Below are 25,612 nucleotides of genomic sequence, written 5' to 3'. Positions count from 1 at the left end.
GCTTTGGTTATAGATAGGGGCGGATGAGACGTAAAAGTGGAAAAATTAAAGCAAAAGTGTTAAATTTTTAGCACAATAGAACAATATAGCGATAAATATATCTAAAAATTTTAGATACCAGTCCAATTAATGCAGAAAGTATTACGGTAATTTTCAGAGATTCTAATGCAACACAATGAAGAAAAGCGGAAAAAAACGTCCCGACGCAGTTTTTTGGGACAAGCCTTAACCGCAGCAGGAACAGCTATAGCTGCCCCCACATTAATTGAGCAGGCAACAGCAGCTAAGGAAGAGGGGGAAAAGGTCGCTCAATCTGCTGCGTCAGGCGCGATCGCTCTCACATTAAACGTTAATGGTAAAAAGCGATCGCTCAATATCGAACCACGAGTAACCCTGCTGGATACTTTACGGGAACGCCTGGAACTGACAGGCAGCAAAAAAGGTTGCGATCACGGGCAGTGTGGCGCTTGTACGGTGCTAGTAGATGGGCAAAGAGTCTACTCCTGTCTGGCATTAGCAGTGATGCAAGAAGGCAAGGAGATTGTTACTGTTGAAGGACTCGCTAAGGGTGATGTTCTTCATCCAGTCCAAGCGGCATTTATAGATAATGATGGCTTTCAGTGCGGCTATTGTACACCAGGACAAATTTGTGCAACGGTTGCTCTTTTGGATGAAGTTAAACGGGGAAGTGCCAGCGCAATTACTCCAAATCTCGATCGCCCACCACAGCTTACCCAAATATCTGAGGCTGAAATTAAGGAGCGATTAAGTGGCAATCTCTGTCGGTGCAGCGCATACAATGGCATCGTCGCCGCCGTACAGCAGGTAGCAGGACAAACACCACCTTCGGCTGCTGCCGATATATTAGTTAAGGAGATGCCAGTATGAATAACTTCTCCTACAGTCGCGCTACTTCCGTTCAAGATGCCGTTCAACGAGCATCTACAGATAAAAATGCCACATTTATTGGGGGTGGCACTAACTTAGTTGATCGCCTGAAAGTTTTTCTGGATGAGCCATCACAGCTTATTGATATTTCTCGCTTAGAAATGAAGCGGATCGAACCCATAGCTGGCGGTGGTTTACGAATTGGCTCATTAGTAAGTAATACAGCATTAGCCGACCATGCCGAAGTGCGGCGCAACTATCCGATGTTAGTACGCGCTATTCTGTCGGGAGCCTCGCAACAAATTCGTAACATGGCGACTGTTGGGGGTAATATGCTGCAACGCACTCGTTGCCCCTATTACTACGACACAGCCTTTGCCTGTAATAAGCGGGAGCCAAATAGCGGTTGTCCTGCCTTAACTGGTATTAACCGCACCCACGCCATATTAGGAACAAGCGATCGCTGTATTGCTGTTCATCCCTCCGATATGTCTGTTGCCCTAGCAGCTTTGGATGCGGTTGTGGAAGTAGCACAACCAAAGGGGAAACGCCAAATTCCGTTTGTAGATTTTCATCGTCTTCCTGGTGACACACCTGAACGGGATACTAATTTGGAACCAGGAGAACTGATTACTGCCATTTTGTTACCGTCTTTACCGTTTGCCAAATCTGGTGTTTATCTCAAGTTAAGGGATAGAGCTTCATATTCCTTTGCACTGATTTCGGTAGCGGCTGCGGTTGATTTGGCGGGAGAAAAAATTAAGGATGCGCGGTTAGCAATGGGTGGTGTGGCTCACAAACCTTGGCGGGTTCAAGAAGTAGAGCAATTTTTAATTGGTAAAACTGCTAATGCTGCCACATTTGAGCAAGCAGCAGAAATTGCTTTGCAAGCAGCCAAGCCACTGCAACACAACAAATTCAAAGTTGAATTAGCAAAACGGGCAATTAAGCGATCGCTCATGGTATCTGCAAAGGGAGGAGGTGTAGCATGACTAAAGTAATAGGTAGTGGCGTTAACCGCAAGGACGGACGAGCAAAAGTCACAGGTACAGCCACCTACGCCGCCGAACATCAGATTCCCGGACTACTGCATGGTTATCTTGTTACTGCCAGTATTGCCAATGGTCGAATTAAAAGCATCGACACTAGCTTTGCAGAAAAAGCTCAAGGCGTAACTGCGGTTTTCACACACAAAAACCCTCCTAAGATATTTAAGCCATCGAATAACTTTATTACCTCAAAAATCTATGAGGCGCGTTTGCCATTGTCGGACGATCAAGTTCACTATGGCGGGCAAATTATTGGCTTGGTGGTTGCAGATACCTTTGAGCGAGCCAAACACGCTGCACACCTAGTTAAAGTAGAGTATGAAACGCGATCGCCCATAGTTGAATCCCAGAAGGCTACCTTCAAGAAAGCTCCCTCAATGTTCGGCGAAGGGTTTAAGTTTGAAAAGGGGAATGTCGCAAGTATAAGCAACGCCGCAGCTAAGATTGAGGCTACTTATACAACTTCTACAGAATTACACGCGCCGATGGAACCTCATGCCATTATTGCTCAGTGGCAAGGCTCGGATGCAGTAACAATTTACGAACCAACTCAATGGGTAATGGGTTCTCAACGTACATACGCCGAACTCTTCGGACTTCCATCTGAGCGGGTACGCATCATTACTCCCTACCTGGGTGGTGGTTTCGGCTCCAAAGCCTTCCCCTGGCCTCATGGGGTTCTGTGTGCGGCGGCAGCACGTCAACTTCAACGCCCTGTTAAGGTAGTTCTCAGCCGTCGCCAGATGACGGCTAATGCTGGACATCGCTCCGAAACAGAGCAAACAATCAGTTTAGCAGCAGAGGCAGATGGCAAACTAATGGCGATCGCTCACGATGCTAAATCCTTTACATCGCCAGTGGAAGCTTTCACAGAACCTTGTACGGGCATCACGCCAGCTATGTACTCTGCCCCAAACCTGCGATTAAATCAGGAACTTGGGGTAATGAACGTGGGTACGCCGACATTCATGCGTGCGCCTGGAGAAAATCCAGGAATGTGGGCATTGGAATCGGCAATGGACGAACTAGCCTGGTCACTAAAAATAGACCCAGTAGAACTGCGCCTCAAAAACGAAACTCAAGAACACCAGCGCAAGAAGCTACCGTTTTCAGCGAAACATTATGCTGATTGCTTGAAAGTTGGCGCAGAACGATTTGGCTGGCAAGACAGACAAATAAAGGTCAGATCGCTCCGCCGTGACGGGAAACTTGTAGGTTGGGGAATGGCGGGTGCTACCTTCCCTGGGATGCAAGGTGTGGCAACTGTTAAAGTACGTTTGTTACCAGATGATACAGTCCACGTCCTTACTGCTGGTAATGATATGGGGACAGGGGCATATACTATGGTCGCCGGAGTAGCAGCAGAGACACTAGGAGTGCCTGTAGAAAAGGTGCGTGTCGAGATGGGCGATTCCCAGCTACCAGACGGCGGTATTGCAGGCGGTTCTCAGATGACTGCAACTATCGCCCCAGCAGTAATTAAGGCTTGTCAGGAAGTACTCAAAGCAGCTAACTGTACCTCTGCTACTGAAGCTTGTGCGGCTTTAAAGCAATCTGGACGAGCCGCGTTTGAAGCAACAGCTACTTCTGCCCCTAGTGGTGGAGCGAAAAAATGGGCTTTCCAGTCTTGGGGAGCGCATTTCTGTGAGGTAACTGTGGATGAAGAAATCGGACGCTTGCGGGTTACACGCTGGGTATCAGTGATGGACATCGGACGAGTCATAAACAGCAAAACCGCAGCTTCTCAGGTGCGCGGTGCTGTAATTATGGGAATTGGGCAAGCTTTGATGGAAGAATGCCTTTTTGATCCAAATATTGGTTATCCCGTAGTTTATGACTTAGCTACCTACCACTATCCCTCTCATGCCGATATTCCCCGAATTGATGTGGCGTTTGTTGGGGAACCAGATTTGAACTTTAACTCCGCAGGTGTTCGTGGGGTGGGTGAAATCGGGATTACGGGAGTTTCAGCCGCGATCGCCAATGCAGTTTATCACGCGACTGGCAAGCGGATTCGCAATCTACCCCTTACTCCAGACAAATTAATTGTCTAATGAAAGAGTTACAAGATATCCTCAAAACCTTTGAGCAAATTAAACACTCAAGATCAGCGATCGCAACAGTCGTCAAAACTAGCGGTTCCGTCTACCGCAGACCAGGCGCACGTATGTTAATTACTGAATCCGGTCAAATGGTGGGTGCAATTAGTGGCGGCTGTCTGGAAAGCGATATTGTGGAACGATCGCAACCTTTAATCCTGCACAATGGAGAGCCAATTCTTGTAGAGTACGATACAACTGCCAGCAACGATTTAGTCTGGGGGCTAGGAATGGGTTGCAATGGTACAGTACAGGTGCTAATTGAATCTCTCCATTGTGGCTCTGCTCAAAACCAGCTTGAATTTATTGCAGAGTGCTTTCGCTATCATCAACCAGGGGTAGTTGCTACGGTCTTTGATATTAAAGGAGAAGTTGCTGCTAGTATCGCTTCTAGATTGTATTTGCATTCTGACGGTACGGTAAAGAGTGAAATTGGCGATCGCCAATTAGCTGCATATCTGCAACATGATGCTTACGGGGTATTAACTGAGGGTAAAACAAAGGTAGTTTCTTACTCATTAGATCATGGCTCAGTTGACGTACTAATAGAAGTGATTCGTCCTCCCGTACCATTGCTTGTCTTTGGTGCGGGTTACGATGCAGTTCCAATTGTGCAACTGGCGAAACAACTTGGCTGGCACGTTACAGTGATTGATCGTAGACCAGCTTATGCCACGCGCGATCGCTTTCCTGACGCTGATGAAATTATTGTTTGCCATCCAGAGGAATTGTCAACCAAGCTAAATCTTAATCCGCAGATGGTGGCTGTAGTCCTAACACACAACTATCTGTCAGATCAAATGCTGTTGCAAACTCTCTTACCATCACCAGTTCGCTATTTAGGATTACTTGGTGCTAAACCTCGCAGTCAGCAACTATTAGAGGACTTACGAAAAGAGGGATTTATTCCCTCTAAAAATCAACTGCAACGCCTTTATGCGCCAGTTGGTTTAGATATCGGCGCGGAAACCGCAGCAGAAATTGCGCTTTCTGTTGTGGCGGAAATTCAAGCTGTGCTAGCTCAACGAGAAGGCAATCATCTACGATTTCGACAAGGTTCTATTCACGGTGAGACAGAACCATGTCTGACATTGGTTTAGTAATTTTAGCCGCAGGTGCTTCTACTCGCATGGGTACGCCCAAGCAATTGCTTCCCTATCGAGGACGGACTTTAATTAAGTATGTAGTTGAGCAGGCGATCGCTTCTGTCTGCCACCCAATTATCGTAGTATTAGGGGCAAATGCGGAAAGCATTCAGCCCAAGCTAACATCTTTTAATATCCGAACAATCAAAAATTGTTCTTTCGCTGAAGGGATGAGCAGTTCCATCCGTACAGGTATAGAAGTCCTTGCGGCTGAAAATCCCTATCTTAAAGCTGTGGTATTGATGGTTTGCGATCAGCCCTTTGCTTCTACTCAACTAATTAATCAATTGGTCGAGAACTACCGTCAAGCTAATTCGTTAATTGTTGCTTCAGAATACAACAGTGTTTTGGGCGTTCCGTGCTTGTTTGATCGCACTCTTTTTTCCCATCTAATGGCGCTTAGTGGCGATGCTGGTGCGAGAAAGCTGATTAAACGCTTTGCTCAAGATACGATCAGAGTTCCCGCCCCAGAAGTGGCATTTGACCTTGATACACCCGCAGACTACGAACAACTCCACAATACGGAAAAGCCCTATTTCTGCGTTCTGAGCAACTTTAATTCCTCCCGAACTTTATGAAAATTAGATATATCAACAGGCATCATTACCTGGGAAATACCTTTCCAAATTTTTAGTTGATGATTGGTGTCCATATCTTTAATTAACTGCTCAATATGACGCAAAAAAAACGTAGCTATACAATTGCTACCATAAATTACTGTAGGGAACCGAGTTTTCATCCAATCTAATTCAGCAGCAATTTTTTGATACATTTCTCCTGTCGAAGGTAATGACAAGTTACCGTTAACATAATCTACTAGCCACCAAGTACCAACTTCTGTCGAATTTCCATATTTTTGAAAAAGAAATTACTGTTGAATTTGAGATGTGATTATTCTTTTATTTTCTCCAGCCATCAATCCTATTATATTAAAATTTCTTTAGGCTCAATTAGCGAGCAATATTTCTATAATTTATCGCCAATTCTACCAATTTTATCGAATCTTTATTTGAACTTAAGTTTCCAAAAATTACCTCAGAGCATTTGGCAATCTTTTCATGTGGTCACCCCTTGAAATTTGTTTATTCAAGCTAATTTGATCTCCTGCTTCATAGCCAGAATTAAATCCTGACTCACTACTGAGTTGAGCCGATTTAGTTTTGATTCTAAACCCTTGCAGTTTTAAATATTCGGCAACGGCTGCCTCACTTTTTTCAAACATGGAACGTACTACAATAGCTGAGGTTTGTGGTGTTTCACTATTACCAGCAATGCCATTATTTTCAATTTCGGCTCTTTGTTCTGCTAGCCTTTGGCTTAATCTGGTAGCACATCCGACACGAAAAGCATTGAGGTAAGCGCGTCCTCTCCCCTGACGATACTTAACACGTCGCTCAATTGTTTTGCTTAAGTATTCATACATATTTTGGCAAACTATTAAGCTGGCATGACTACCAATCAATCTCATATTGCCATTATAATTATTTCGGAATGCTTGACAAGCATTTGCTTCAGCAATACCACCCAACAGCAACATTTTCCAACTAATAAATCTGGTAGTGGTTTCAACCACTAATTCAGTAATATCAGTTAAGTCATCACTGCCTAAATCAGCTAAACTTAAATTGTACTGTGTTAGTAACAATGAGGCTTTTTGAGCAGCTACCGCTGCCTCGTTTTCGTTAGATGAATTTGCTAGTGCTAAGAGCTTATTGATTTTTTCAATAATACTTTTATCTATCATTTCTCGTAATAAAATTTAATATTACGTATAATTTTACACAAAACGCGGTTCTCAGAGCTAAGGGCATCTGCCATAATCCTGCGGAGTCGCTACGCTAACTGACACCGAGTGCGCTTGCGCGATACTCCTGCGGAGTCGCTACGCGATCGCAGATCACCTAATCTCATATTTTATACTTACCCTAATACCTACCTCATTTTTTCTTTTCCTAATCAATAATTTTGACACTCGTACCAAGTTTTATCCACCCCTTCTCAATTAATTGTTGCAATGATTTCGCATCGAGATGAACGCAGCCACCAGAGTTGGCTTGACCAATATTTTTAGGTTGCGGAGTACCATGAAGTGCTATAGAAAACCAATAGGGTTTTCCTTGAAACGTACTCATCTTTGGGCCAGTAATAACTGTATTTGATGTCAGTCCGATATATCCATCACCATAGGCTCTATCTGGACTGCCATTGCCATCAAAATCTAGGCTAATCATATTCTTGTATAATTTAGCTAACCCTTGTGGGTCAGTAACGAAACCACTAAATAAAGCATTACTGGCTTATTATTTGATTAACAAATAAATTATCAGAACTGCTGATTAATTAGTTTTGGAAAAGTTTTTTAGTGTGCAAATACATCTTGATATTGCAGCAAATCAAGGGAAACTATTGTAGGCAAACAGTGAAAACATTCTTGCGCGAGTTCCCATCTCTCCTCACGCTTGAGCATATCTATTAATGTCTGTCGCACACTTAATAAATAGCGCACATCGTTAGCTGCATATCTAAGTTGTTGTTCAGATAAATTGGCAGCGTTTCCCCAGTCGGAACTTTGAGCAGTTTTATCAAGTTCTACTCGCGCTAATTCTTGCACAACTTCTTTAAGTCCGTGACGTGGCGCATAAGTTCTAGCTAATTTACTGCCAATTTTAGTGCAGAAAATGGGGTTGACATAAATATCAAGATGATGGCGCAACATGGCAACATCAAAACGCGCAAAGTGAAATACTTTGACAATATTAGTAGCTTCAAATAGCTTTTTTAAGTTTGGTGCTGCTGTTTGCCCTTTAGCTATACGCACAACGCTAACTCGATCTTGATCGTCGCATAATTGCACTAAACATAAGCGATCGCGCCAAGGTAATAATCCCATTGTTTCTGTATCAACAGCTATCGCCTCAGCCTGCATATACTGAGACAACATATCATCAGAAAGATCGCGATCGCACACCTGAAAATCTGCAAAATCCATGCTTATCACCGACGTTTAATAAAAATTTGAGTAAAGTAATACTCACCATTGGCATTTTTAGCAACACCAATCCCAGTTAAATCATAGTCCCCTACCATGTTTTTTTGATGACCAGGACTTTTAATCCAACCTTGAACTGCTTGCTCTCCTGGATCACTATAACCTTGGTTGTAAGCAATATTTTCAGCAGCAGCACCATAACGTATTGAACGTGCGATCGCTTTTACTCGTTGATCAAATCCCTCATGGCTAAAAGGAACACTATCATTCGCCATCGCCTGACTATGCGCCCTTGCTTGTTCGCTGATGCGAGAGTCCAAAGTCAAAGGCGGTAAGTTGCGAGACTGGCGATATTGATTTATTTGCTCGTTAATAGACTGTTCCAAAGCTTTGAGGGAAGTAGAATTTGTTGTTTTTAACCAGAGCTTACGCAGAAAAAAGCGTGACCAAGATGGTCACACTACATATATGGTAAATTAACTTACTTTGAAAACATAAGTAGTGCGGGCATCTTGCCCGCGTGTTGTTCTGCTTAAGTCCGTAAATTAGTAGTTACTAAGGAAAACTCGCTATTTACTGTCCTAATAACTTAGCTACTGTATGCACATCTTTATCCCCACGTCCCGAACAATTGATCACAATACGGGGGCTACCTGTAAGAGTCGGACAGAGAGTTTCTAGATATGCGATCGCATGAGATGTTTCTAGTGCTGGAATAATTCCCTCTAACTGGGAAAGCCTTTGAAAGGCTGCTACAGCATCATTATCGGTCACACTAAAATACTCAGCCCTAGCAATATCTTTTAAATAACTATGTTCAGGACCAACACCAGGATAATCTAACCCAGCACTAATAGAATGCGGCTCAACTACCTGACCATCCTCATCTTGCAACAAATAACTCATTGCGCCATGCAATACACCAACTCTTCCCTTAGTTAAAGTTGCCGCGTGTTTGTTTGTATCAACACCTTCGCCAGCAGCTTCAATACCAATTAGTCGTACAGTTGGCTCTTTTACAAACTCATAGAACAATCCCATCGCATTTGAGCCACCGCCCACACAAGCTAAGAGAATATCCGGTAAACCGCCCCATTTTTCTTGTGCTTGAACGCGAGTTTCTTCACCGATAATGGTATGGAAATCACGTACTAACATTGGGTAGGGGTGAGGACCAGCAACTGAACCTAAAATGTAGTGAGTATTTTCTACATTTGTTACCCAATCTCTAATAGCTTCGGAAGTAGCATCCTTTAATGTTCCTGTACCTGCTGCTACTCCGCGCACTTCAGCGCCCATCAAGCGCATCCGAAATACATTCAGTGCTTGACGTTCCATATCATGTACGCCCATATAAATGACGCACTGTAACCCAAACCTTGCACATACCGTTGCGGTAGCTACACCATGCTGACCTGCACCAGTTTCAGCAATAATACGTTTTTTACCCATCCGCTTTGCCAGCAATACTTGCGCCAAAGCGTTATTAATTTTATGAGCGCCTGTATGATTAAGGTCTTCTCGTTTTAAATATATTTGCGCTCCTGTACCGTCTGGTCTAGCATAATGAGCCGTCAGACGTTCAGCGAAGTATAAAGGGCTAGGTCTGCCAACATAATCCCGCAATAGTTGCTGTAATTCTTGTTGAAAATCGGGATCTTTGCGGTATTGTTGAAACGCAGCTTCTAGCTCACTAAGAGCAGGCATTAATGTTTCTGGGACATACTTACCGCCAAAGCGTCCAAACCTTCCGAGAGTGTCAGGTTGCTGGGTAGATGTGTCGGTATTTTGTTGGGAAGTAGGATAAATGGGAGTTGTGGTCACTGGCGATCGCTCTTTATGACTGAATAGCCTTAATTATAGAGAAGAATTCAGAAGTCAGGATTAAGGATTTAGTTATTACGCCAGCACCACTTGTAGGAACCCTTTGCACCAAAAAGTGCGTCTGGGCGGGTTTATGACAATTCAAAATGTGAATATAAGTTGATCTGTCAACCCGCCCCTACTGCTATATCTTAGAAAAGAAGTCTGTATGCGATCGCCAAATATCCTTATGTCCTCACAGAAGCGAAAGTCCTCTGACTCCCAATCATCCCCTGCAAATCGGATGATTTATCGTGAATTTGGCAGCGATGATAACTCTTCTGCTGTAGAAAGACCAAGTATAGAAATACCCCCCGCACAACAAAATCCTAGAGTGCAAGCTTCACGCAAAGGACGCAAGGGGAAAACAGTTACAGTAATTAACAATTTGCAGCTAAAAGAAGAAAATCTCGAAGCTTTGCTGAAGCAGCTAAAATCTCAATGCGGTGCTGGTGGCACTATCAAAGATAATGAAATTGAAATTCAGGGCGATCATACTCAAAAAATTGCCCAATTTTTAATTAGCTTAGGTTATAAAGCTAAAGTCAGTGGCGGCTGATTCCGACTTTTGATCAGAATTTATAGGCAGTGCCTTTGGTTATAGTTCGCCCTATTAGCAAAACATAATATGGATGTCAACCGCGATCTTGCGTAAATCTTCCTCAGAGTGATAATAAAATCAGGAAAATAGGGTAGATTAAATACAAATAAAATAAATTTTTCTTAATACCCTTTTCCTGCTCTGTTATTTATCACGTCTTAAGGATGGTATTTATGAGTACAGTTTTAGTTGTAGAAGACAGTGCAACACAAAGGGCAATGATTTCAGAGCTTCTTCAAGAGAAAGGACTCACTGTTACAGTTGCCAAAGATGGAGTCGAAGCATTAGAACAAATGCAGGGAAATAACCCTGATTTAGTACTTCTGGACATTGTGATGCCCCGGATGAACGGCTATGAATTCTGCCGTCGAATTAAATCTGATCCTCAAACCCAGAATGTACCTGTAGTCATGTGTTCTGCTAAGGGAGAAGAGTTTGATCGTTACTGGGGTATGAAACAAGGTGCAGATGCCTACATTTCAAAACCTTTTCACCCTAAAGAATTATTAGGAACTGTCAAACAACTACTTAGAAGGTAGGATTTAGTTGATAATTCATTCATAATAGTAAGTAACGTTTATTAAAATTACAAGCATAATTGCTGGATATATATTCTTTAAAGCAATAGTGTTTAATTTACTCGTAAATTAAACCGAAAAGACTTTTGTACTAAAACATTTTTAAAATTGGCAATTAACAACAACTTATTTGTCTTTAAATAAGCTAATTTAACTAAATATAAAATGTGAATTTTTAATTCTTTCGGTTTTATATTCTGAAACCACTACGAAACATTGGCTTTGAGAATATTTTATAGCTAAATAATATAAATAGTGCGGACATCTTGCCCGCACTAAAGATTAACTGCTGATAGCAGCGCCTTTCGTATCAATTTGCAAGGCTTTCACATCAGCTTTGATGCCATGTTGTTGCCACGCATCTGTCATTGCTGTGACAACTGCGGCGCTAAGAGATTTATCTACTAAAGCTAATAAAGTTGGTCCTGCACCACTAATTACCATGCCATAAGCACCAGTTGCGATCGCAGCCGAATATACTGCATCATAACCTGGAATCAAGGCTTGGCGGTAAGGTTGATGAATCCTATCTTGCAGTGAGGCTTGCAACCAATTTTTGCGCCCTGTTTCTAAAGCGCGTAATAATAAACCTAGATGCGCGGTATTAAAAATAGCATCAGCACGACTATACTCACTTGGTAATACTCGCCGCGCTTCTGCGGTTGAAAGTTCAAAATCTGGAATAGCTACAACTGGCACAACATCACTATGCCAGGGAATATCACAAATTTCCCAATTAGTTAAATTTTCTTCGGGTTTTGACGCTTGGTTTAAACCTGTAGCTGCTAAACGACAACCCCCTAATAAAGCAGGGACAACATTATCAGGATGTCCTTCAAGTGCGATCGCACATTGCATCACCTCATTTTGACTTAACGGCGATCCAGCTAACACATTAGCACCAACTAACCCACCGACAATAGCTGTCGCGGAACTACCCAAACCTCTTGCAAGAGGTACACCCAATTCAATCTCAATTTTTACAGGTGGGGGAGTTTTACCTAAATGCTGATACAAGTTGAGAAAAGATTGATAAGCCAAATTATCAGATCCGGTATTAACTCTGTCAGCTTCTACACCACTGACAATAATTTCAAATGTTGCTTGCTCAGGAAGTAGAGAAAATTTAAATTGATTGTACAGCGTTAAAGCTGCTCCGATGCAATCAAAACCAGCGCCAAGATTAGCAGTTGTGGCGGGGACAGTGACGGTTATAGTAGTAGGAGTAGCAGGCATTTGTCAATAATAAAGGGGATATAAGTGAGGGATTTTGTACGATCGCAGCTTACGCAGAGATCCCCCTAAATCCCCCTTAAAAAGGGGGACTTTGAATTTACCACAGATGTAGGCGTAGCCGTGCCACAGGCTACACAGATAAATAGGTTCTGTTTATAGGTCATTGATAATTGTTAACTGAGTTGAGCAACTAGCTGATTTTCTAATAGTGTTTGATGAGTTAATAAATCTTCAACGGTAATTCGTAAAGAACGTTGTGCATCTACTTGAAATTGCACTTTAATACGATCGCTACCTGGATATCCTGGTGGGGTGAGTTGAGCAATACTACGTGCGCCTTCGCGGTCATTTAGTGGTTGTACCGATGTTTGACCACTCCTCAAGTTACGAGTAATTAAGCGATCGCCATCAAAGTATACTTCTGTACCGCCTGTTTCTGCTCCCAATTCCCCAATAATTAATTCAACACTAGGTTGATTTTCTATTGATGCCCCTAGCATGATTTCTATGGCATCACTCATCGGGTAAGACTGTCCAGTTTTAATGATTGGATGCCAATTATGGCAATTATTCCGTCTATCCCAGTAGCGGATACCATAGCTGTGATAGAGAAAGTCTTTGAGTTCAACCCCTTGAGTTAGTTGCAATGCACCTTGAGCGATCGCTTCAAAGGGTTTCGATTGACGAATTTTGCTACTATCAAAATACTGCTGTACCCACGTTTGCACTGCTGGTATTTGCACAGTACCGCCAACTAATAAGACAGCATCAATATTTGAAGCTTCTATTCCCTGTCTACGTCCTTGTTGCAATACTTGAGTCATTGCTTCATCGAGGCGATCAAAGAATTCATTTTCTTTCAGAATAGTTTCAAAGCGATCGCGCGTTAGTTCTAATTCGTAACTTTCAAATGTTTCATCATTAAAGTAAACTTCACTCGCCGCAGTTTGCAAAGATAACTGAATCTTCAACCTTTCTGCTAATCGAGTAGTTAAAGGTGTGGCTGTTAATCCTTGTGTTGTCGCAAAATAATCTACTAACCAGTTATCAATATCTGTCCCACCTAAATTTTGTCCTGCTTTCGCAAGTACACGCGCCGTTTTAGGTCTTTGTGCTGAATTTTCTGCTAATGAATTTTGACCCCATTTAAGAATAAACCCTAAAGGTTTTTTCCCCGCTTGGATATCTTTAGATAACTGCACTAAAGATAAATCCAGCGTACCGCCTCCAAAATCTACCACCAACAGCACATCCGCCTCAGTTGTACCATAACCTAGTGCTGCTGCTGTCGGTTCATCTAACATCCTTACCTGTTCAACTGGTAAAGATTGGCATACACCACCCAACCAATGACGATAAGCTTCAAAACTATCTACCGGAACAGTTAATACTAAAGACTGCCCAATATCAGGCAAGCTAGTTTTAACGTTTTTGATTAAATCAGTGAGAAACCATTGCCCAGCTTGCTCAAAGGTAACTACTCTGCCGTCAATTTCTGGCAAAAATCCTTGAATATCAGCGCCAATACCTCGTTTAAAGCTGCGGAAGAATCGGGGGTCAGTTTTGAGATCCAAACCGCGATCGCGCACTGTCTGACCTAATATAACTTCCCCTCGCGTAGCATCTTCCACATAAACCAAACTAGGAATTAACGGGGGATTTTGCCCAGAAATGACTGATAATCCAGGTAAGTTGAGGGTTTCTGGTTGCTGAGTGACAGGGTTCCAGCGAGTAATTACCGTGTTGCTAGTGCCAAAATCAATTGCGATCGCCATGCAAATAGTTACAGTTGTATCGGCTGATTACAACTAATACCATTTTGCGCTACATCTTTTGCAATAACCTTGTTATTTTTGGCAAAATATCAGTAATCTGGATAGCTTAAGCCTGTGCAGAGTTATAGATACCCCAATTGCTAATACCGTAGTTATTAACAATTGTTTCAGCACGGCTAATGTCTTCGCCTGTGCCTTCTACTATTACTAAATATTCTCTACCTTGAAGGCGATCGCTATAAATTCTTGCTTGTGCTTCGGGTACACCTAAATCAGTAATCGCTTTCACTAAACCACCACTAGCTGCGGCTGCAACTCCGGTACTAGCAACGGTTGCAGCAATTGCTGCACCAACGCTACCTGCTCCTATGATCATTCCTACACCTGGAACTGCTATACTGGCAAGTCCCAGCATCACACTACCCAATGTGGTAGCTGTGAGTGTGTCTGCAACGACTCCGCTTGCAGCATTAACATCTTGATCGCCGATTTTATCGCTGATTTGTTGATCGCCAACCTGTTCGCCTTCCTCGGCATCTTGAGCAATAACAGAAACTTTATCCATTGGAAAGCCAGAAGCTTTTAATTCATTAAGTGCGTTTTCAGCTTCGCTGCGCTTCAAAAATAAACCAATTGCAATTTGTTGATTGCTAACAGTCATACTTATCCCCTTAAATGATGATAATTGCAGAATTTTACGGCAATTTTTTTTGATTTATATTGCTATTTTTGTAATTTAATTAACAATATTCATCAATCTAGAGGTGTATGCTATGGCAGTCAGCCATCAGTTATGATTATTTTTCCAAACCTTTTCTACCAATGATTTCAGAATAAAAAATGTCCTAACCTATATGGCTACTGCTATATTTAACTACCCACGACACCCCTAGCATCCTATTTTTATTTCTTTACGCTATTTATATCATGCTTAAAGTGAATTGGTATGCTCAAGTTCCGCTTGGGTTGTTTGCACCATAGCTAAATGTTGCTGATTATAAGCGATCGCTTTATCGTAATCTCCCAAAGCACAGTAAACTTTACCTAGATTAATTAAAGCATATTCCTCTTGTTGGCAATTTTGGAGTTCCTGCATAACGGCTAAAGACTCCTGAAGCAAATTAATTGCTTGGAGATAATCTCCTATAGAGAAGTAAGCATTTCCTAAATTTCCTAGCGCTTTTCCCTCATCAAAACGATTGTTAATTTCACGGAAAACAGTCAAACTCTGCTGGTGATACTCAATTCCTTGGAGATGCTTTTTTAGTAAACGATACGCATTTCCCAAATTTCCCAGTGCAATTCCCTCACCGTTGCGATTGCCTATCTGTTGAGCAACTATCAACGATTGCTGATAAAACTGAATTGCTTGGTTGTAATCTCCTAAATAGTAATAAGCATCGGCGAGATTGTACGCAGACATACCCTCACCGTTGCGATCGCCTATCTGTTGAGCGACTACCAACGATTGCTGATAAAACTGAATTGCTGATTCGATTTGTTCTAGCTTAAAGTAAGCTAATCCCACCTTACGCAAATAGGTAGCTTCACTCCAGTGATCGCCCATTTCTAGCGTAATTTCTAAGCTTCGCTGATAAAACTGAATTGCGCGGTTGTAATCTTCTAAATAGTAATAAGCGTCGGCGAGATTGGACGCAGACATACTCTCGCCTCGGTGATCTCCTATCATCTGTTCAAGCTGTAACGATTGCTGATTGAACTGAATTGTTTGCTGGTATTCTCCCAAATTGAGGTAAGCAACACCTAGATCCAAAAGTGAATCTGCTTCACCTTGGCGGTCGCCTATCTCTCGTGTAATTTCCAGTCGCTTCTGATGAAGTTCAATTGCTTGTTGAACTTGCCCCAAACAGCGGTACGCATTAGCTAAGTTGCCTAAAGAATTCGCTTCACCCCAACGATCCTCTCTTTCGCGTCTAATTTCTAATGACTGCTGATGGCATTCAACCGCTTGCTGGTACTGACTTAACGAATTATAAGCTGCTCCGAGATTCACAAGAGATATAGCTTCAAACGAGTGATCGCCACTTTCTCGCGCAATCTCCAATGCTTGCTCCAGTAGTGGAATTGCCTCCTGAATTTGCCCTAAAGAACGGTAAACGTTACCCAAAGCACATAGAGTGTGACCCTCATTAGGACGATCTCCAATTTCTCGCGTAATTTCTAATGCTTGTTGATATAACTGAATTGCCTGTTGAACTTGTCCTAGACTGTAGTAAACATTGCCAATATAATGTAGAGAATCAGCCTCAAATGAGCGATCGCCAACTTCCCTATTAATCTCCCTTGCCTGTTCAAAAAATTCAAGAGCTTGCTGATGTTGCCCTAGTTTTTGATAAGTGTCACCAATCTCATTCAGAACTAAATAGTCAAGTCTTGGGTCAATTTTATTTAAGAGTGCTTTATTTAATTCAATCACTTCACGATAATATCCCCAAAGACCCAGTTGATTATGCAGTTCTGTTTTAGCAGGTGTATCAGTTATCAAGTAGAAAATATTACCTGCTGCTATCCATTCTTCTACTTCACAAAGATGATGAAAAGCCTCCAGATATTGGCGCACCTTCTCTAATTTGGAAGCATCCGACTTAGGTTTGTATTTGGTGAGCCAGTTTATTGCTGCTTTGGAGTGAGTACGCTTCCAACGTGAATTAATATTCTTGATAGATGCTAAATCAACACTTAAAACAATTTTTTCACCAGATGGTGTATCGCTAACCAACACAACTGAGTTTTCTGGTGGTATGAAGTTACTCATTATTTCCGCCCAATTGCTTTAAGTGTTCAAGTGCCACACTGCGAATCAAATTATGTTGCCTTACTAAGCGCTCGTCTTCATCGTCAATTCCAGCATCTTCGACTAAATACCTTTCCCACAGGCTTTGCATTGCAGCCTTTTGCTGCTCCTCATTGTAACCCTCATCTTCTAAATGACTTAGCCACCAACTCTCTTGTACTTCGCAGCGATATATTGAGGTAATACAAAGCAAAATATAAGCATCATACACATCATTTTTTAATCGTTCAAATGTCCTCTCAATTCGTTCTTTGACTTTCCTTCGCAAGACTGTCGTGTATGATGCTAACTGCCACCTATCCTCATTTCCTCTAATTATTCCTTGGTTACGAGCCTCATCAATAGCTTTTTTTACCTCCTCAATGTAACGACTGTTAGCTTTCCAGTAAGCGCTAACTTTTCCACCATAAGAACCCCTAATTTCTCCCACGATTGTCCGCAAAGCTAAGGGATGCCCATCATAAACTTCCCCAATTATTCGCAGGGGGGTATGTGCTAATTCCAACTCACCATCTAACTCTGCTTTTTGGAATAACTTCACTTGTTCAGAGACTTCTAATCCTTTCAAAAGTTGGCAATACCAGAGATTTTTATAGCGATCGCATTCCGCTTTCTCAAACCTAGTTGGCAAATCCTGAGACGTAAGAATAAATCGACTTTGACAATCTGATTCTGCCAAGAAACTGATAAAAAACTCACCCCACCACTCATCAGCAAAATCACCCCAGCCATCCTCTTCATTTCCTGTCAATAGATACTCAAGAGAATCCATGAGGATTAAATAGCGATTTTCGCGCAAGCGTTTGATTAAGCGCCGTAAAAGTGGCTCTGGTTTTCGCTCCTCGTTTGGAACAGTTTCCCCTGACTTCTCCAGCCATTGCTGTGCGATACTAGCAAAATCTGAAGCTTTTTTATCATCTTCAAAATTATCCCTGAGTTCTGTCCACTTTCCCCGTAGCTCTTCTACTAGCCGTTCAGCCAAAGCGGTTTTACCAATACCTGTAATGCCGACTAATAGTAAAACACGAGACGAAGAGCGCACCTTATCGCTCAACTGTTCAATCAAAGTTTCTCGTCCAACCCACGCATCATCATAGACAATAAATTCCATATATGATGCAGCTTGCTGGGTTGGAGTGTTATCAACAATCTCTTCCCAGCTTTCTATTCCAACAGCTTTACAGATAGCAACAAAGTTTTCCTGCCGAATCGCCTCTTTTCGCCAAAATCGCTGTAGAGTTGGACGTGAAACGCTAGCAGCTTCAATCCAAATAGGGGCATCTTTATTCCATCCTTTCCTTTTCCTAGCTTTGTCAATAATTTCTAGCCCAGATTTAGATGCCGCAATAGAATTTGCCATACATACCATGATTTAGCAGTTTACTAGCTTCAATTTTGACTCAGTTTTTCTAGCAGTGTTACAGGTGAAGCGAATGTCAGGCTGTACAAGCCATTCAAATACGTCATTTTAGAAGTGTGGAAAGCAAAGTTGGCCAACAAGCTTCTCCTTAAACTAAACCAGAAACAGGAGGAAGACTATGCAAAATCAAGCTGATTCGATTATCCGCACAAGCGAACCAATAATCGCTGTACCGAGCGATATTCCACTCAACATACCGCCACAGTATTGGGATACCGAAACTGGATTAATTTTAGCGATAGCTATCCTAATCCGCTCTATTGCTTTAATGCTTAAGGTTCTAACCCCACTGATTTTAAAACAAAAGCCAAGTTTTAAGAAATAGCACTTATCAGCTTAAAAGCTAGCCGCATCCTTAACTCAGAAGGCGCGGCTTTTTGATCAGGTAAGTGAAAGCGATTGTACCTCTATCTCTGGGTGCGTAAATTAAATTTTTTGCCTAAGTCTTTAAAAAGTTACCTTTGTTACCTTTTTGCAATATATATCTGGGGAATTATGGCAAGTCTTTTAAACATTTTTTAACAAATTTAATTTAATCTCATAAAAAAGCCAATTTGATTGATTTATTAGACTCAAGTCATTGGTGACAAGTTAAGCCTGTAACTGTTTTGTCAAGAGGCTTTCAGAGAATTGTTGAAAAAAAACTGGTCAGACCCTCGTTGAAGATTGGGAAAAGGAGCGACAATCAACTTAACATTGGGGTTTCGTTGCTGTTTGATAATACCTAAATCTCGATTTTCGGGATCAGCAAAATACTTAACGGGGTCTGTTGCCTTACCTTTCTGATGAGCCATAGTAAAATGATAAAGACCGCGATAAATCATTTCTAATGAAATCTCGTCGAAGGGGAGAGCAAGTTCATCTGCTACGGCATCACCTAAATCTACTAAAACCGCATAAAATAACCAGGTCGCCCAAATTTGTAACTTAATTCCATTGATTGAACCCGTCCATAAATAACTTAAACCTAAAAGCCTCTTGACTGTGTTAAAAGCATCTTCAATCCGCCACCGCCGCCGATATAAATCTGCTACCACATAAGGGGGTAAAATATTAGGGTCTAGGACGCTGGTTAAATAAGAATGCCAGGTTTTTCCTGACCTGACTTCAATCAAACGCAAGGTAATAAATGGAGTCTTCTTTGTGCCAGAACCAAAGCGTATCTTCCGATCTCTCAGTTCATAACTATCGGTAAATATTTGTTCTACTTTGATTGCTGCTCCTTTTTTTATTCTCGTTATAAAATCTACTTTTTTCTCAATTAATTGAAACCAAAAATTAAAGTGATAAAACCCTCTATCCAATAACAGCAAGGTGTTTTTTGTTACTAAATTTAGAATGTTTTCTTCAAGTTTAATATCAGAAGCTTTAGAATTTTCTTCAAACCAAATTTCTACAGGTAATCTAGTCATTAAATCAATTACTGTACTCATTTTTCCGGCTAATTGCCCTCTTTGAGTCTCTTCTAAGCTTTTTAACTTCCTAAACAATGCCTCCAATGTTGACCCATCTACTATCCAAATCTTCTCAAATTTTGACAAGGTAAATTGAATACTTTCTGGCAATGGACGTTGATTTCTACTATGCCAAGTTGCTCTTAAACTCGGCAATAAATCTTTAAATACTTTTTCAAATAATTCAGATGGAAATGTTAAAAATCTTTGTGATACCGCTTGTTGACTAACTTTTGTGGGACTACACCACAGAAAACCATCTCTGGCTAACATTCTTGTTAGTTCTCTGACTCCTGCCACATCTCGCCACAGCAAGGTCAACACCGCCGCCATCATCAACGGTAAATTCAGTATCCGTTCTCTGAGTCCTAATTTTCGGTAGTAATTTTCTTGATTTGTAATGGCTGGTGTCAGTAATTTTTCCAATTGCTTGGCTATTACTTCGTCTTCCACCAGTGGTCGTTGTTTCTTTTTCGCATGGTCTCGATTGGTTTTTCGGCTTTGTGTCATGGCTGGTCTAAATCGCTCAACTACTTGTCTAGACTGAGTTTCTCACGATTTTTGACCTAGCCAAATACCACCCTTGACAATTTTCTCTTTTCCTTAACTTGTCACCAATGGACTCAAGTACATTCATAAATGAGTGTCGTGCTGCTGCCTGTACCCTGAAATTTAAATTATGTCCTATAGTTAATAGTGCGATCGCATCCGCACAAACAGCAAGATCAAATTGCTGAATTATCCCTTATTACTTGATTTTAGCGGTTCAATAAATGATTAAATATAGGAAGTAGACAAAGATTTATTTGATTGCAACAACTCTTCAAAAGCTTTAGCTGGGATAGGACGGCTAAATAAATAACCTTGCATAGCCTCACAGCCTTCATCTAACAAAAATCTTAGTTGTTCTTCAGTTTCTACCCCTTCAGCAATTACATTTAAATTCAGGCTGCGTGCCATTCCAATTAAAGCTTGAGTTAGCGCAGCCGTTTTGGGATTACTTGTAACATCTTTAACAAAAGCTCTGTCAATTTTCAAGGTATCAAAATTAAACTCTTGTACATAGCTTAAAGAAGAATATCCAATTCCAAAATCATCAATAGAGATGCAAATCCCTAATGATTTAAAATTATTCATAATTTTAATTGCTGATTTGACATTTTTCATAATAGTAGTTTCAGTCAATTCTAATTCTAAACAAGTAGCATCTAAATTTGTTTTTGACAAAATATCAAGAATAATAGCTGTAAAATCTTTTTGATTAAACTGAATAGCTGATACATTTACTGCAATTTTGAAATCAGAAAACTTTGGAAATAAATTTTGCCATGTTTTTACTTGCTGGCAAGCAGTTTTTAATACCCATTCGCCAATAGAAATAATTAAACCAGTTTTTTCAGCTATTGGGATAAATTCTACGGGAGAAATTAAGCCTTGTTCTGGTTGATACCAACGTAATAAAGCTTCTGCACCAATTATTTTGCCAGTCTGAAGACTAACTTGAGGTTGGTAATAAATCTCGAATTCTTGTAGTTCTAAGGCAGAAGACAAACTAGATTCCAATTTTGCTTGAATAGAATTATCAACAAATTGAGATTTTAATGTGCGATTGTATTCTACGGCGATCGCTTGCTTTTTTTTCAGTCGAGTAGCGATTATTTCTAACAGTTCGTCAGGTTCATAAGGTTTAGTGAGATAATCATCAGCCCCTAAATTCATCCCTTTACGAAAGTCAGATTTATCTGCTTTAGCAGTCAAAAAATAAAAGGAATTGTTGCTGTTTCTAAATTTTGACGTAGAGTATTTAAGACACCATAACCGTCAATATCTGGCATCATCACATCACAAATAATTAAATCAGGTTTTTGTTTTGTTGCCAACTCAACACCGATAGTACCATTGGGAGCATTGATAGTATCAAAGCCTTCTGCATCTAGTAACTCTAATATATTTTCTCTAACTAATTCTTCGTCTTCAATTACTAAAATTTTGTTCATAAAACCCTTAACCTACTAAATTATATTTTTTCATTCTTACTCGTCCTACTTCCTCTGCTTACGGAAAATGTAAAAAACCTGCATTGGCAAACCCCCCTTACTTTCCTATAATCTTCATTCTGTAATTAAAAATACTTAATTCTTGATTTTATTGCCATAAGGGTAAGGTGACTGTAATTAACGTACCTACTTCAATCTCAGTACTAATAGCAATCTCTCCCCTCTGTAAGTCTACACACTTTTTCACAATTGCCAGTCCCAAGCCACTTCCAGGGATTGTACCGACATTACTGGCGCGTTGAAAAGATTCAAATAGTCCTTGTTGATCTGCTAGGGGAATACCAATTCCTTGGTCTTGCACCTGAAAAACCGCCTTTTCGTCTTTATAACTTAGCTGAAAGCTTACTGTACTGCCAGCAGGGGAATATTTAAGAGCATTAGAGAGTAAATTACTCAAAATCCGTTGAAGAAGGTTTTGATCCATGCAGGTATCAGCATCAGTATCAGGACTAATAAACGTAATTGTATGTTGGTCGTTATCAGTTAGTTCCAAATCTGCAACGATTTCTCGGCAAAATTGCACTAAGTTAATTGGATGGGGGTGACACTCAAGTTTATCTGCATCTGCTTTTCCTAAAAGCAAAATATCATTGAGTAAATCCGTCATGCGTTTTCCAGCAATTTGGATGCGCTGAAAATGGATCGAGTTCTTTTCTTTAGTCCACTTGTATCCGTAAACTTCTAGAAGTTTGGCGGAAGAAAGCATGATAGTTAGCGGAGTGCGGAACTCGTGAGAAGTCATAGAGACAAAGCTGGATTTAAGTTCACTGAGTTCTCTAGCTTGTTCTAAAGCTTTCTGCATCTGAACTTCTACCCGCTTGCGTTCAGTGATATCTCGTTTGACAGCTACATAGTTAGTAATTACACCTGTGGCACTATGTACGGGAGAGATAGTGGCTTCTTGGTTGTAAACTGAGCCATCCTTACGTTTTCCAATCATGGTTCCAGCCCATACTTGACCACTGGAAACCGTATCCCAGATCATTTGATAGTAAGCATCGTTATCTTCTCCTCTTAAGAAAGTTGCAGGGGTTTGTTGCTGCACTTCTGCTAATGTATATCCTGTTAACTTTTCAAATGCTGGATTAACATACTGAAATCTCGCCTCAGAATCAGTAATTTCGATCGCATCTGCTGCTTGTTCTACCGCAGTAGCTAACATAATACTTATTTCTTGCGCTTGCTGACGTTGAGTAATATCTCGTGAAGCAACGTGAATTTCTACAACTTTATTTGCTTGTTCATCCCACACGCCACGAACAGTTGATTCAAACCAAATATAACGACCATCTTTATGACGGATGCGATAACTAACTGTGTAAACATCTGATTGCTGTAGAGTATATTCATGTGTTTTAGCGATCGCAGTTAGATCATCTGGATGGAATAAATCATAAGACATAACACCTACAAGTTCTTCCGGCTGATATCCAATTAATGTATAGCAAGCTGGTGAAACATACAGATATATTCCATCTGGGGTATGACGTGAAATCATATCAGTAGAGTTTTCAGCTAACAGCCTAAATCTGGCTTCACTTTCTCGTAAAGCTGCCTCTACTTTTTCACGTTCGGCAATTTCTTGAGAAAGTTGAGCAATGCTTTCTCTTAATTCAGCAGTACGCTCTACAACTCTAATTTCTAGCTCATCTTTAGCTTGTTGTAGTGCATTTTCGGCACGTCTACGATCTGTAATGTCATGAATAATTGAGTATAGTAGTGTTTTCCCTTGAATATAGATGGGACTGCTGTAAACTTCTACATCTCTAACTTCTCCATCAGCAAGCTTGTGGCGGAATAAAAAGTATGAACGCTCCTCTGAAAGTGCATTTTGCATTTCCAAAGCTACTTTTTCTTCCGAAAACATATTAATATCTGTTATCCTCAGTTGTTTAATATCTTCCATTTGGTAACCGTAGAAATTAGCTGCTGCTGGGTTAGCATCTACAATTTCTCCAGATGCAGGATCAATCAACAATTTAATTGCCTGGTTGTTCTCAAACATTTGCCGATAGCATTGCTCACTTTGGAGTAAAGCTTCTTCAATTTGCTTACGCTGAGTAATATCTTCATAAGTACCTAAAACACCGATAACATTCCCATCAGGATCATTAAGAGGAATTTTATTAGTTTCAATCCAAGCGTGTTTACCATCTGCTTGTAAGTGATTTTTGACTATATGATACTGCGGTCTTCTTGTTTCGATAACCCGTTTATCGACTTGGCAAGAAAATTCAGCATTTTCTGGGGTGAAACACAATTCATAATCAGTTTTACCCGCTATTTCTTCAGGCGCTATTAAACCAACATCTATAGCAAAATTATAATTACAACCTAAGTAAACAGAGTTTTTATCCTTCCAAAATATCCCTTGTGGGATACTATTCATAATCAAGTGTAAACGCTGTTGAGACATTTTTAGTGCCTCTTCGGTTTGGCTGCGTAAGCGAAGCTCGTCGTAGACATCGCTAATATCTTCAATTACACTAATAAAATATTCAGGTTCACCCGATGGCGATCGCACCAGGGAAACAGTTAAGTTAATCCAAATAATCGAAGTATTTTTGCAAATATAACGTTTTTCTATTGAATAATTTTGAATTTCATTCGCCAACATCTGACGAAAATATTGAAGATCTAGATCTAGATCTTCAGGATAAGTAATATCTTGAAAGGTTAGCTCTTGCAACTCTTGAGATGTATAGCCAACAATCTCACAAAGCTTTTGATTAACCCGTAACCATTCACCCTTAAGTCCTATATGAGCAATACCAACAGCAGCTTGTTCAAAAGTAGCTCTAAATCTATTTTCACTTTCTTGCCAAGCTTTCTCTATATACTGGCGTTCTTTAGCTAAACAAATTGCTGCTGCTGCTGCTTGTAGTAAATCTACTTGTGATGGTTTCCATGCTCGTGCTTCTAAGCAATTATCAAAGCCTATAAAACCGAAAAATTTTCCCTTAACTATCAAAGGTAAAATTAAAATTGATAAGATGCCTTGAGGCTCTAAAATTAACCGTTCTGAATCTGGAAATTCTGCAACAATTCCAGAAATAATTTTACCTGCTGTTAAAACTTCTGCCCAGCGAGGAAAAAATTCGTCATAATATATATTTTGTAAATTTGGGTTATCAATTTCGGGTTTGATACCTTCTAAACACCACTCTGATCGTTGGCTCATTAATAACCTATTTGTAGTATCCCAATGATTTTCAAACAAATAAGTGCGGCAAGCACCTGCTCCTTTACCTAATATTTCAATAAGTTTTGAATAGCAATCTTTGCAATCAGGATAGATTAATAATAGGCGCTGAACTTCTACAAGTGCAGCTAAATAATTTTCCCGTTGTAACAATTCTCGTTCTAGCTGTTGATAGTAATTTCTTTCAAAATTTAACGGCTGATAGTTATTAGTTTTATTTGTAGTAAATAAATTTGTAATTTTATCTAAAGGTGAAAAACTAGCTGTGCTTTGATCCTCAATTTTAGTGATATAGCTCTTGCCAGATAGGTGAGAAAATTCTTTGTTATTTTCTATGCTCTGGTTTAATTTTTGCACGTTCACAGCGTAACTCCTGATGTTCAGAACTAGGGAAGCGTTTGGCGCGTGTCTCGCTATCCTAGTGGAGATTGAGGGTAATTA

21 protein-coding genes and 1 pseudogene are annotated in these 25,612 nt (G+C 40.6%); 8 read left to right on the top strand and 14 right to left on the bottom strand.

Annotated elements, in window-relative coordinates; genetic code table 11:
- Window positions 1–165 precede the first annotated feature (165 nt).
- The 5 genes from CRI9333_RS07155 to CRI9333_RS07135 are packed head-to-tail and all read left to right on the top strand — an operon-like array spanning window position 166 to window position 5,759.
- Window positions 166–888 (top strand): 2Fe-2S iron-sulfur cluster-binding protein, encoded by a 723-nt coding sequence (locus CRI9333_RS07155; protein ID WP_015202495.1) that lies wholly within the window; start codon window positions 166–168, stop codon window positions 886–888.
- Window positions 885–1,880: an FAD binding domain-containing protein gene (locus CRI9333_RS07150; RefSeq protein WP_015202494.1), complete on the top strand. Its 996-nt coding sequence runs from the start codon at window positions 885–887 to the stop codon at window positions 1,878–1,880. The genes CRI9333_RS07155 and CRI9333_RS07150 overlap by 4 nt, the downstream gene beginning before the upstream one ends.
- The gene (locus CRI9333_RS07145; protein WP_015202493.1) at window positions 1,877–3,991 is read left to right on the top strand and encodes a xanthine dehydrogenase family protein molybdopterin-binding subunit; all 2,115 of its coding nucleotides are present in this window, start codon (window positions 1,877–1,879) and stop codon (window positions 3,989–3,991) included. The genes CRI9333_RS07150 and CRI9333_RS07145 overlap by 4 nt, the downstream gene beginning before the upstream one ends.
- The gene (locus CRI9333_RS07140) at window positions 3,991–5,136 is read left to right on the top strand and encodes an XdhC family protein (protein ID WP_015202492.1); all 1,146 of its coding nucleotides are present in this window, start codon (window positions 3,991–3,993) and stop codon (window positions 5,134–5,136) included. Before CRI9333_RS07145 ends, CRI9333_RS07140 begins: the two co-directional genes overlap by 1 nt.
- Window positions 5,118–5,759: a nucleotidyltransferase family protein gene (locus CRI9333_RS07135; RefSeq protein ID WP_015202491.1), complete on the top strand. Its 642-nt coding sequence runs from the start codon at window positions 5,118–5,120 to the stop codon at window positions 5,757–5,759. The genes CRI9333_RS07140 and CRI9333_RS07135 overlap by 19 nt, the downstream gene beginning before the upstream one ends.
- Here the strand turns inward: CRI9333_RS07135 and CRI9333_RS07130 are convergent.
- The 6 genes from CRI9333_RS07130 to trpB form a co-directional block, all read right to left on the bottom strand.
- Entirely contained in the window at window positions 5,714–5,953 is a 240-nt protein-coding gene (locus tag CRI9333_RS07130; RefSeq protein ID WP_015202490.1) for a hypothetical protein, read from the bottom strand. The two genes, CRI9333_RS07135 and CRI9333_RS07130, sit on opposite strands and share 46 nt — an antisense overlap.
- Window positions 5,954–6,211: 258 nt before the next feature.
- Window positions 6,212–6,925 (bottom strand): DUF2786 domain-containing protein, encoded by a 714-nt coding sequence (locus CRI9333_RS07125; protein WP_015202489.1) that lies wholly within the window; start codon window positions 6,923–6,925, stop codon window positions 6,212–6,214.
- A 208-nt stretch (window positions 6,926–7,133) separates the two neighbouring features.
- The gene (locus CRI9333_RS07120) at window positions 7,134–7,412 is read right to left on the bottom strand and encodes a L,D-transpeptidase (RefSeq protein WP_051035352.1); all 279 of its coding nucleotides are present in this window, start codon (window positions 7,410–7,412) and stop codon (window positions 7,134–7,136) included.
- A 128-nt stretch (window positions 7,413–7,540) separates the two neighbouring features.
- Entirely contained in the window at window positions 7,541–8,170 is a 630-nt protein-coding gene (locus CRI9333_RS07115; protein WP_015202488.1) for a ribonuclease H-like domain-containing protein, read from the bottom strand.
- A gap of 5 nt (window positions 8,171–8,175) precedes the next feature.
- Window positions 8,176–8,556 carry a CAP domain-containing protein gene (locus CRI9333_RS07110; protein ID WP_015202487.1) on the bottom strand — a complete coding sequence of 127 codons (381 nt, stop codon included), beginning with the start codon at window positions 8,554–8,556 and terminating at the stop codon, window positions 8,176–8,178.
- A gap of 187 nt (window positions 8,557–8,743) precedes the next feature.
- Window positions 8,744–9,994, bottom strand: a complete 1,251-nt coding sequence (gene trpB / locus CRI9333_RS07105; RefSeq protein ID WP_015202486.1) for a tryptophan synthase subunit beta — start codon at window positions 9,992–9,994, stop codon at window positions 8,744–8,746.
- 229 nt (window positions 9,995–10,223) lie between these two features.
- Between trpB and CRI9333_RS07100 the strand changes: the two genes are divergently transcribed.
- Complete coding sequence (locus tag CRI9333_RS07100; RefSeq protein WP_015202485.1) at window positions 10,224–10,592, top strand: translation initiation factor; 369 nt, start codon at window positions 10,224–10,226, stop codon at window positions 10,590–10,592.
- Window positions 10,593–10,807: 215 nt separating this feature from the next.
- Entirely contained in the window at window positions 10,808–11,173 is a 366-nt protein-coding gene (locus tag CRI9333_RS07095; RefSeq protein ID WP_015202484.1) for a response regulator transcription factor, read from the top strand.
- A gap of 321 nt (window positions 11,174–11,494) precedes the next feature.
- Here CRI9333_RS07095 and thrB read toward each other — a convergent pair whose 3' ends face one another.
- The 5 genes from thrB to CRI9333_RS07070 form a co-directional block, all read right to left on the bottom strand.
- A complete protein-coding gene (thrB, locus tag CRI9333_RS07090) occupies window positions 11,495–12,448 on the bottom strand; it encodes a homoserine kinase (protein WP_015202483.1) in 954 nt (317 codons plus the stop codon).
- 173 nt (window positions 12,449–12,621) lie between these two features.
- The gene (locus CRI9333_RS07085; protein ID WP_015202482.1) at window positions 12,622–14,223 is read right to left on the bottom strand and encodes an Hsp70 family protein; all 1,602 of its coding nucleotides are present in this window, start codon (window positions 14,221–14,223) and stop codon (window positions 12,622–12,624) included.
- A 106-nt stretch (window positions 14,224–14,329) separates the two neighbouring features.
- A complete protein-coding gene (locus tag CRI9333_RS07080) occupies window positions 14,330–14,884 on the bottom strand; it encodes a general stress protein (RefSeq protein WP_015202481.1) in 555 nt (184 codons plus the stop codon).
- 270 nt (window positions 14,885–15,154) lie between these two features.
- Entirely contained in the window at window positions 15,155–16,999 is a 1,845-nt protein-coding gene (locus CRI9333_RS07075; protein WP_015202480.1) for a tetratricopeptide repeat protein, read from the bottom strand.
- Window positions 16,992–18,398 (bottom strand): ATP-binding protein, encoded by a 1,407-nt coding sequence (locus tag CRI9333_RS07070; protein WP_041225977.1) that lies wholly within the window; start codon window positions 18,396–18,398, stop codon window positions 16,992–16,994. The genes CRI9333_RS07075 and CRI9333_RS07070 overlap by 8 nt, the downstream gene beginning before the upstream one ends.
- 178 nt (window positions 18,399–18,576) lie before the next feature.
- Between CRI9333_RS07070 and CRI9333_RS07065 the strand changes: the two genes are divergently transcribed.
- The gene (locus CRI9333_RS07065) at window positions 18,577–18,783 is read left to right on the top strand and encodes a hypothetical protein (protein ID WP_015202478.1); all 207 of its coding nucleotides are present in this window, start codon (window positions 18,577–18,579) and stop codon (window positions 18,781–18,783) included.
- A gap of 286 nt (window positions 18,784–19,069) precedes the next feature.
- On the opposite strand, the gene CRI9333_RS07060 is transcribed toward CRI9333_RS07065, so the two are convergent.
- The 3 genes and pseudogenes from CRI9333_RS07060 to CRI9333_RS07050 form a co-directional block, all read right to left on the bottom strand.
- Window positions 19,070–20,368, bottom strand: a complete 1,299-nt coding sequence (locus tag CRI9333_RS07060) for an IS4 family transposase (protein WP_083890046.1) — start codon at window positions 20,366–20,368, stop codon at window positions 19,070–19,072.
- A 321-nt stretch (window positions 20,369–20,689) separates the two neighbouring features.
- Window positions 20,690–21,909, bottom strand: a pseudogene (locus CRI9333_RS07055) (EAL domain-containing response regulator).
- Between the two features lie 148 nt (window positions 21,910–22,057).
- Entirely contained in the window at window positions 22,058–25,534 is a 3,477-nt protein-coding gene (locus tag CRI9333_RS07050; protein ID WP_015202477.1) for a PAS domain S-box protein, read from the bottom strand.
- Between the last annotated feature and the right edge of the window lie 78 nt (window positions 25,535–25,612).

The organism is Crinalium epipsammum PCC 9333 (assembly GCF_000317495.1).
In the GTDB taxonomy this organism is placed as follows: Bacteria; Cyanobacteriota; Cyanobacteriia; order Cyanobacteriales; family PCC-9333; genus Crinalium; species Crinalium epipsammum.
This window is presented reverse-complemented; position numbering and strand designations above follow the sequence as displayed.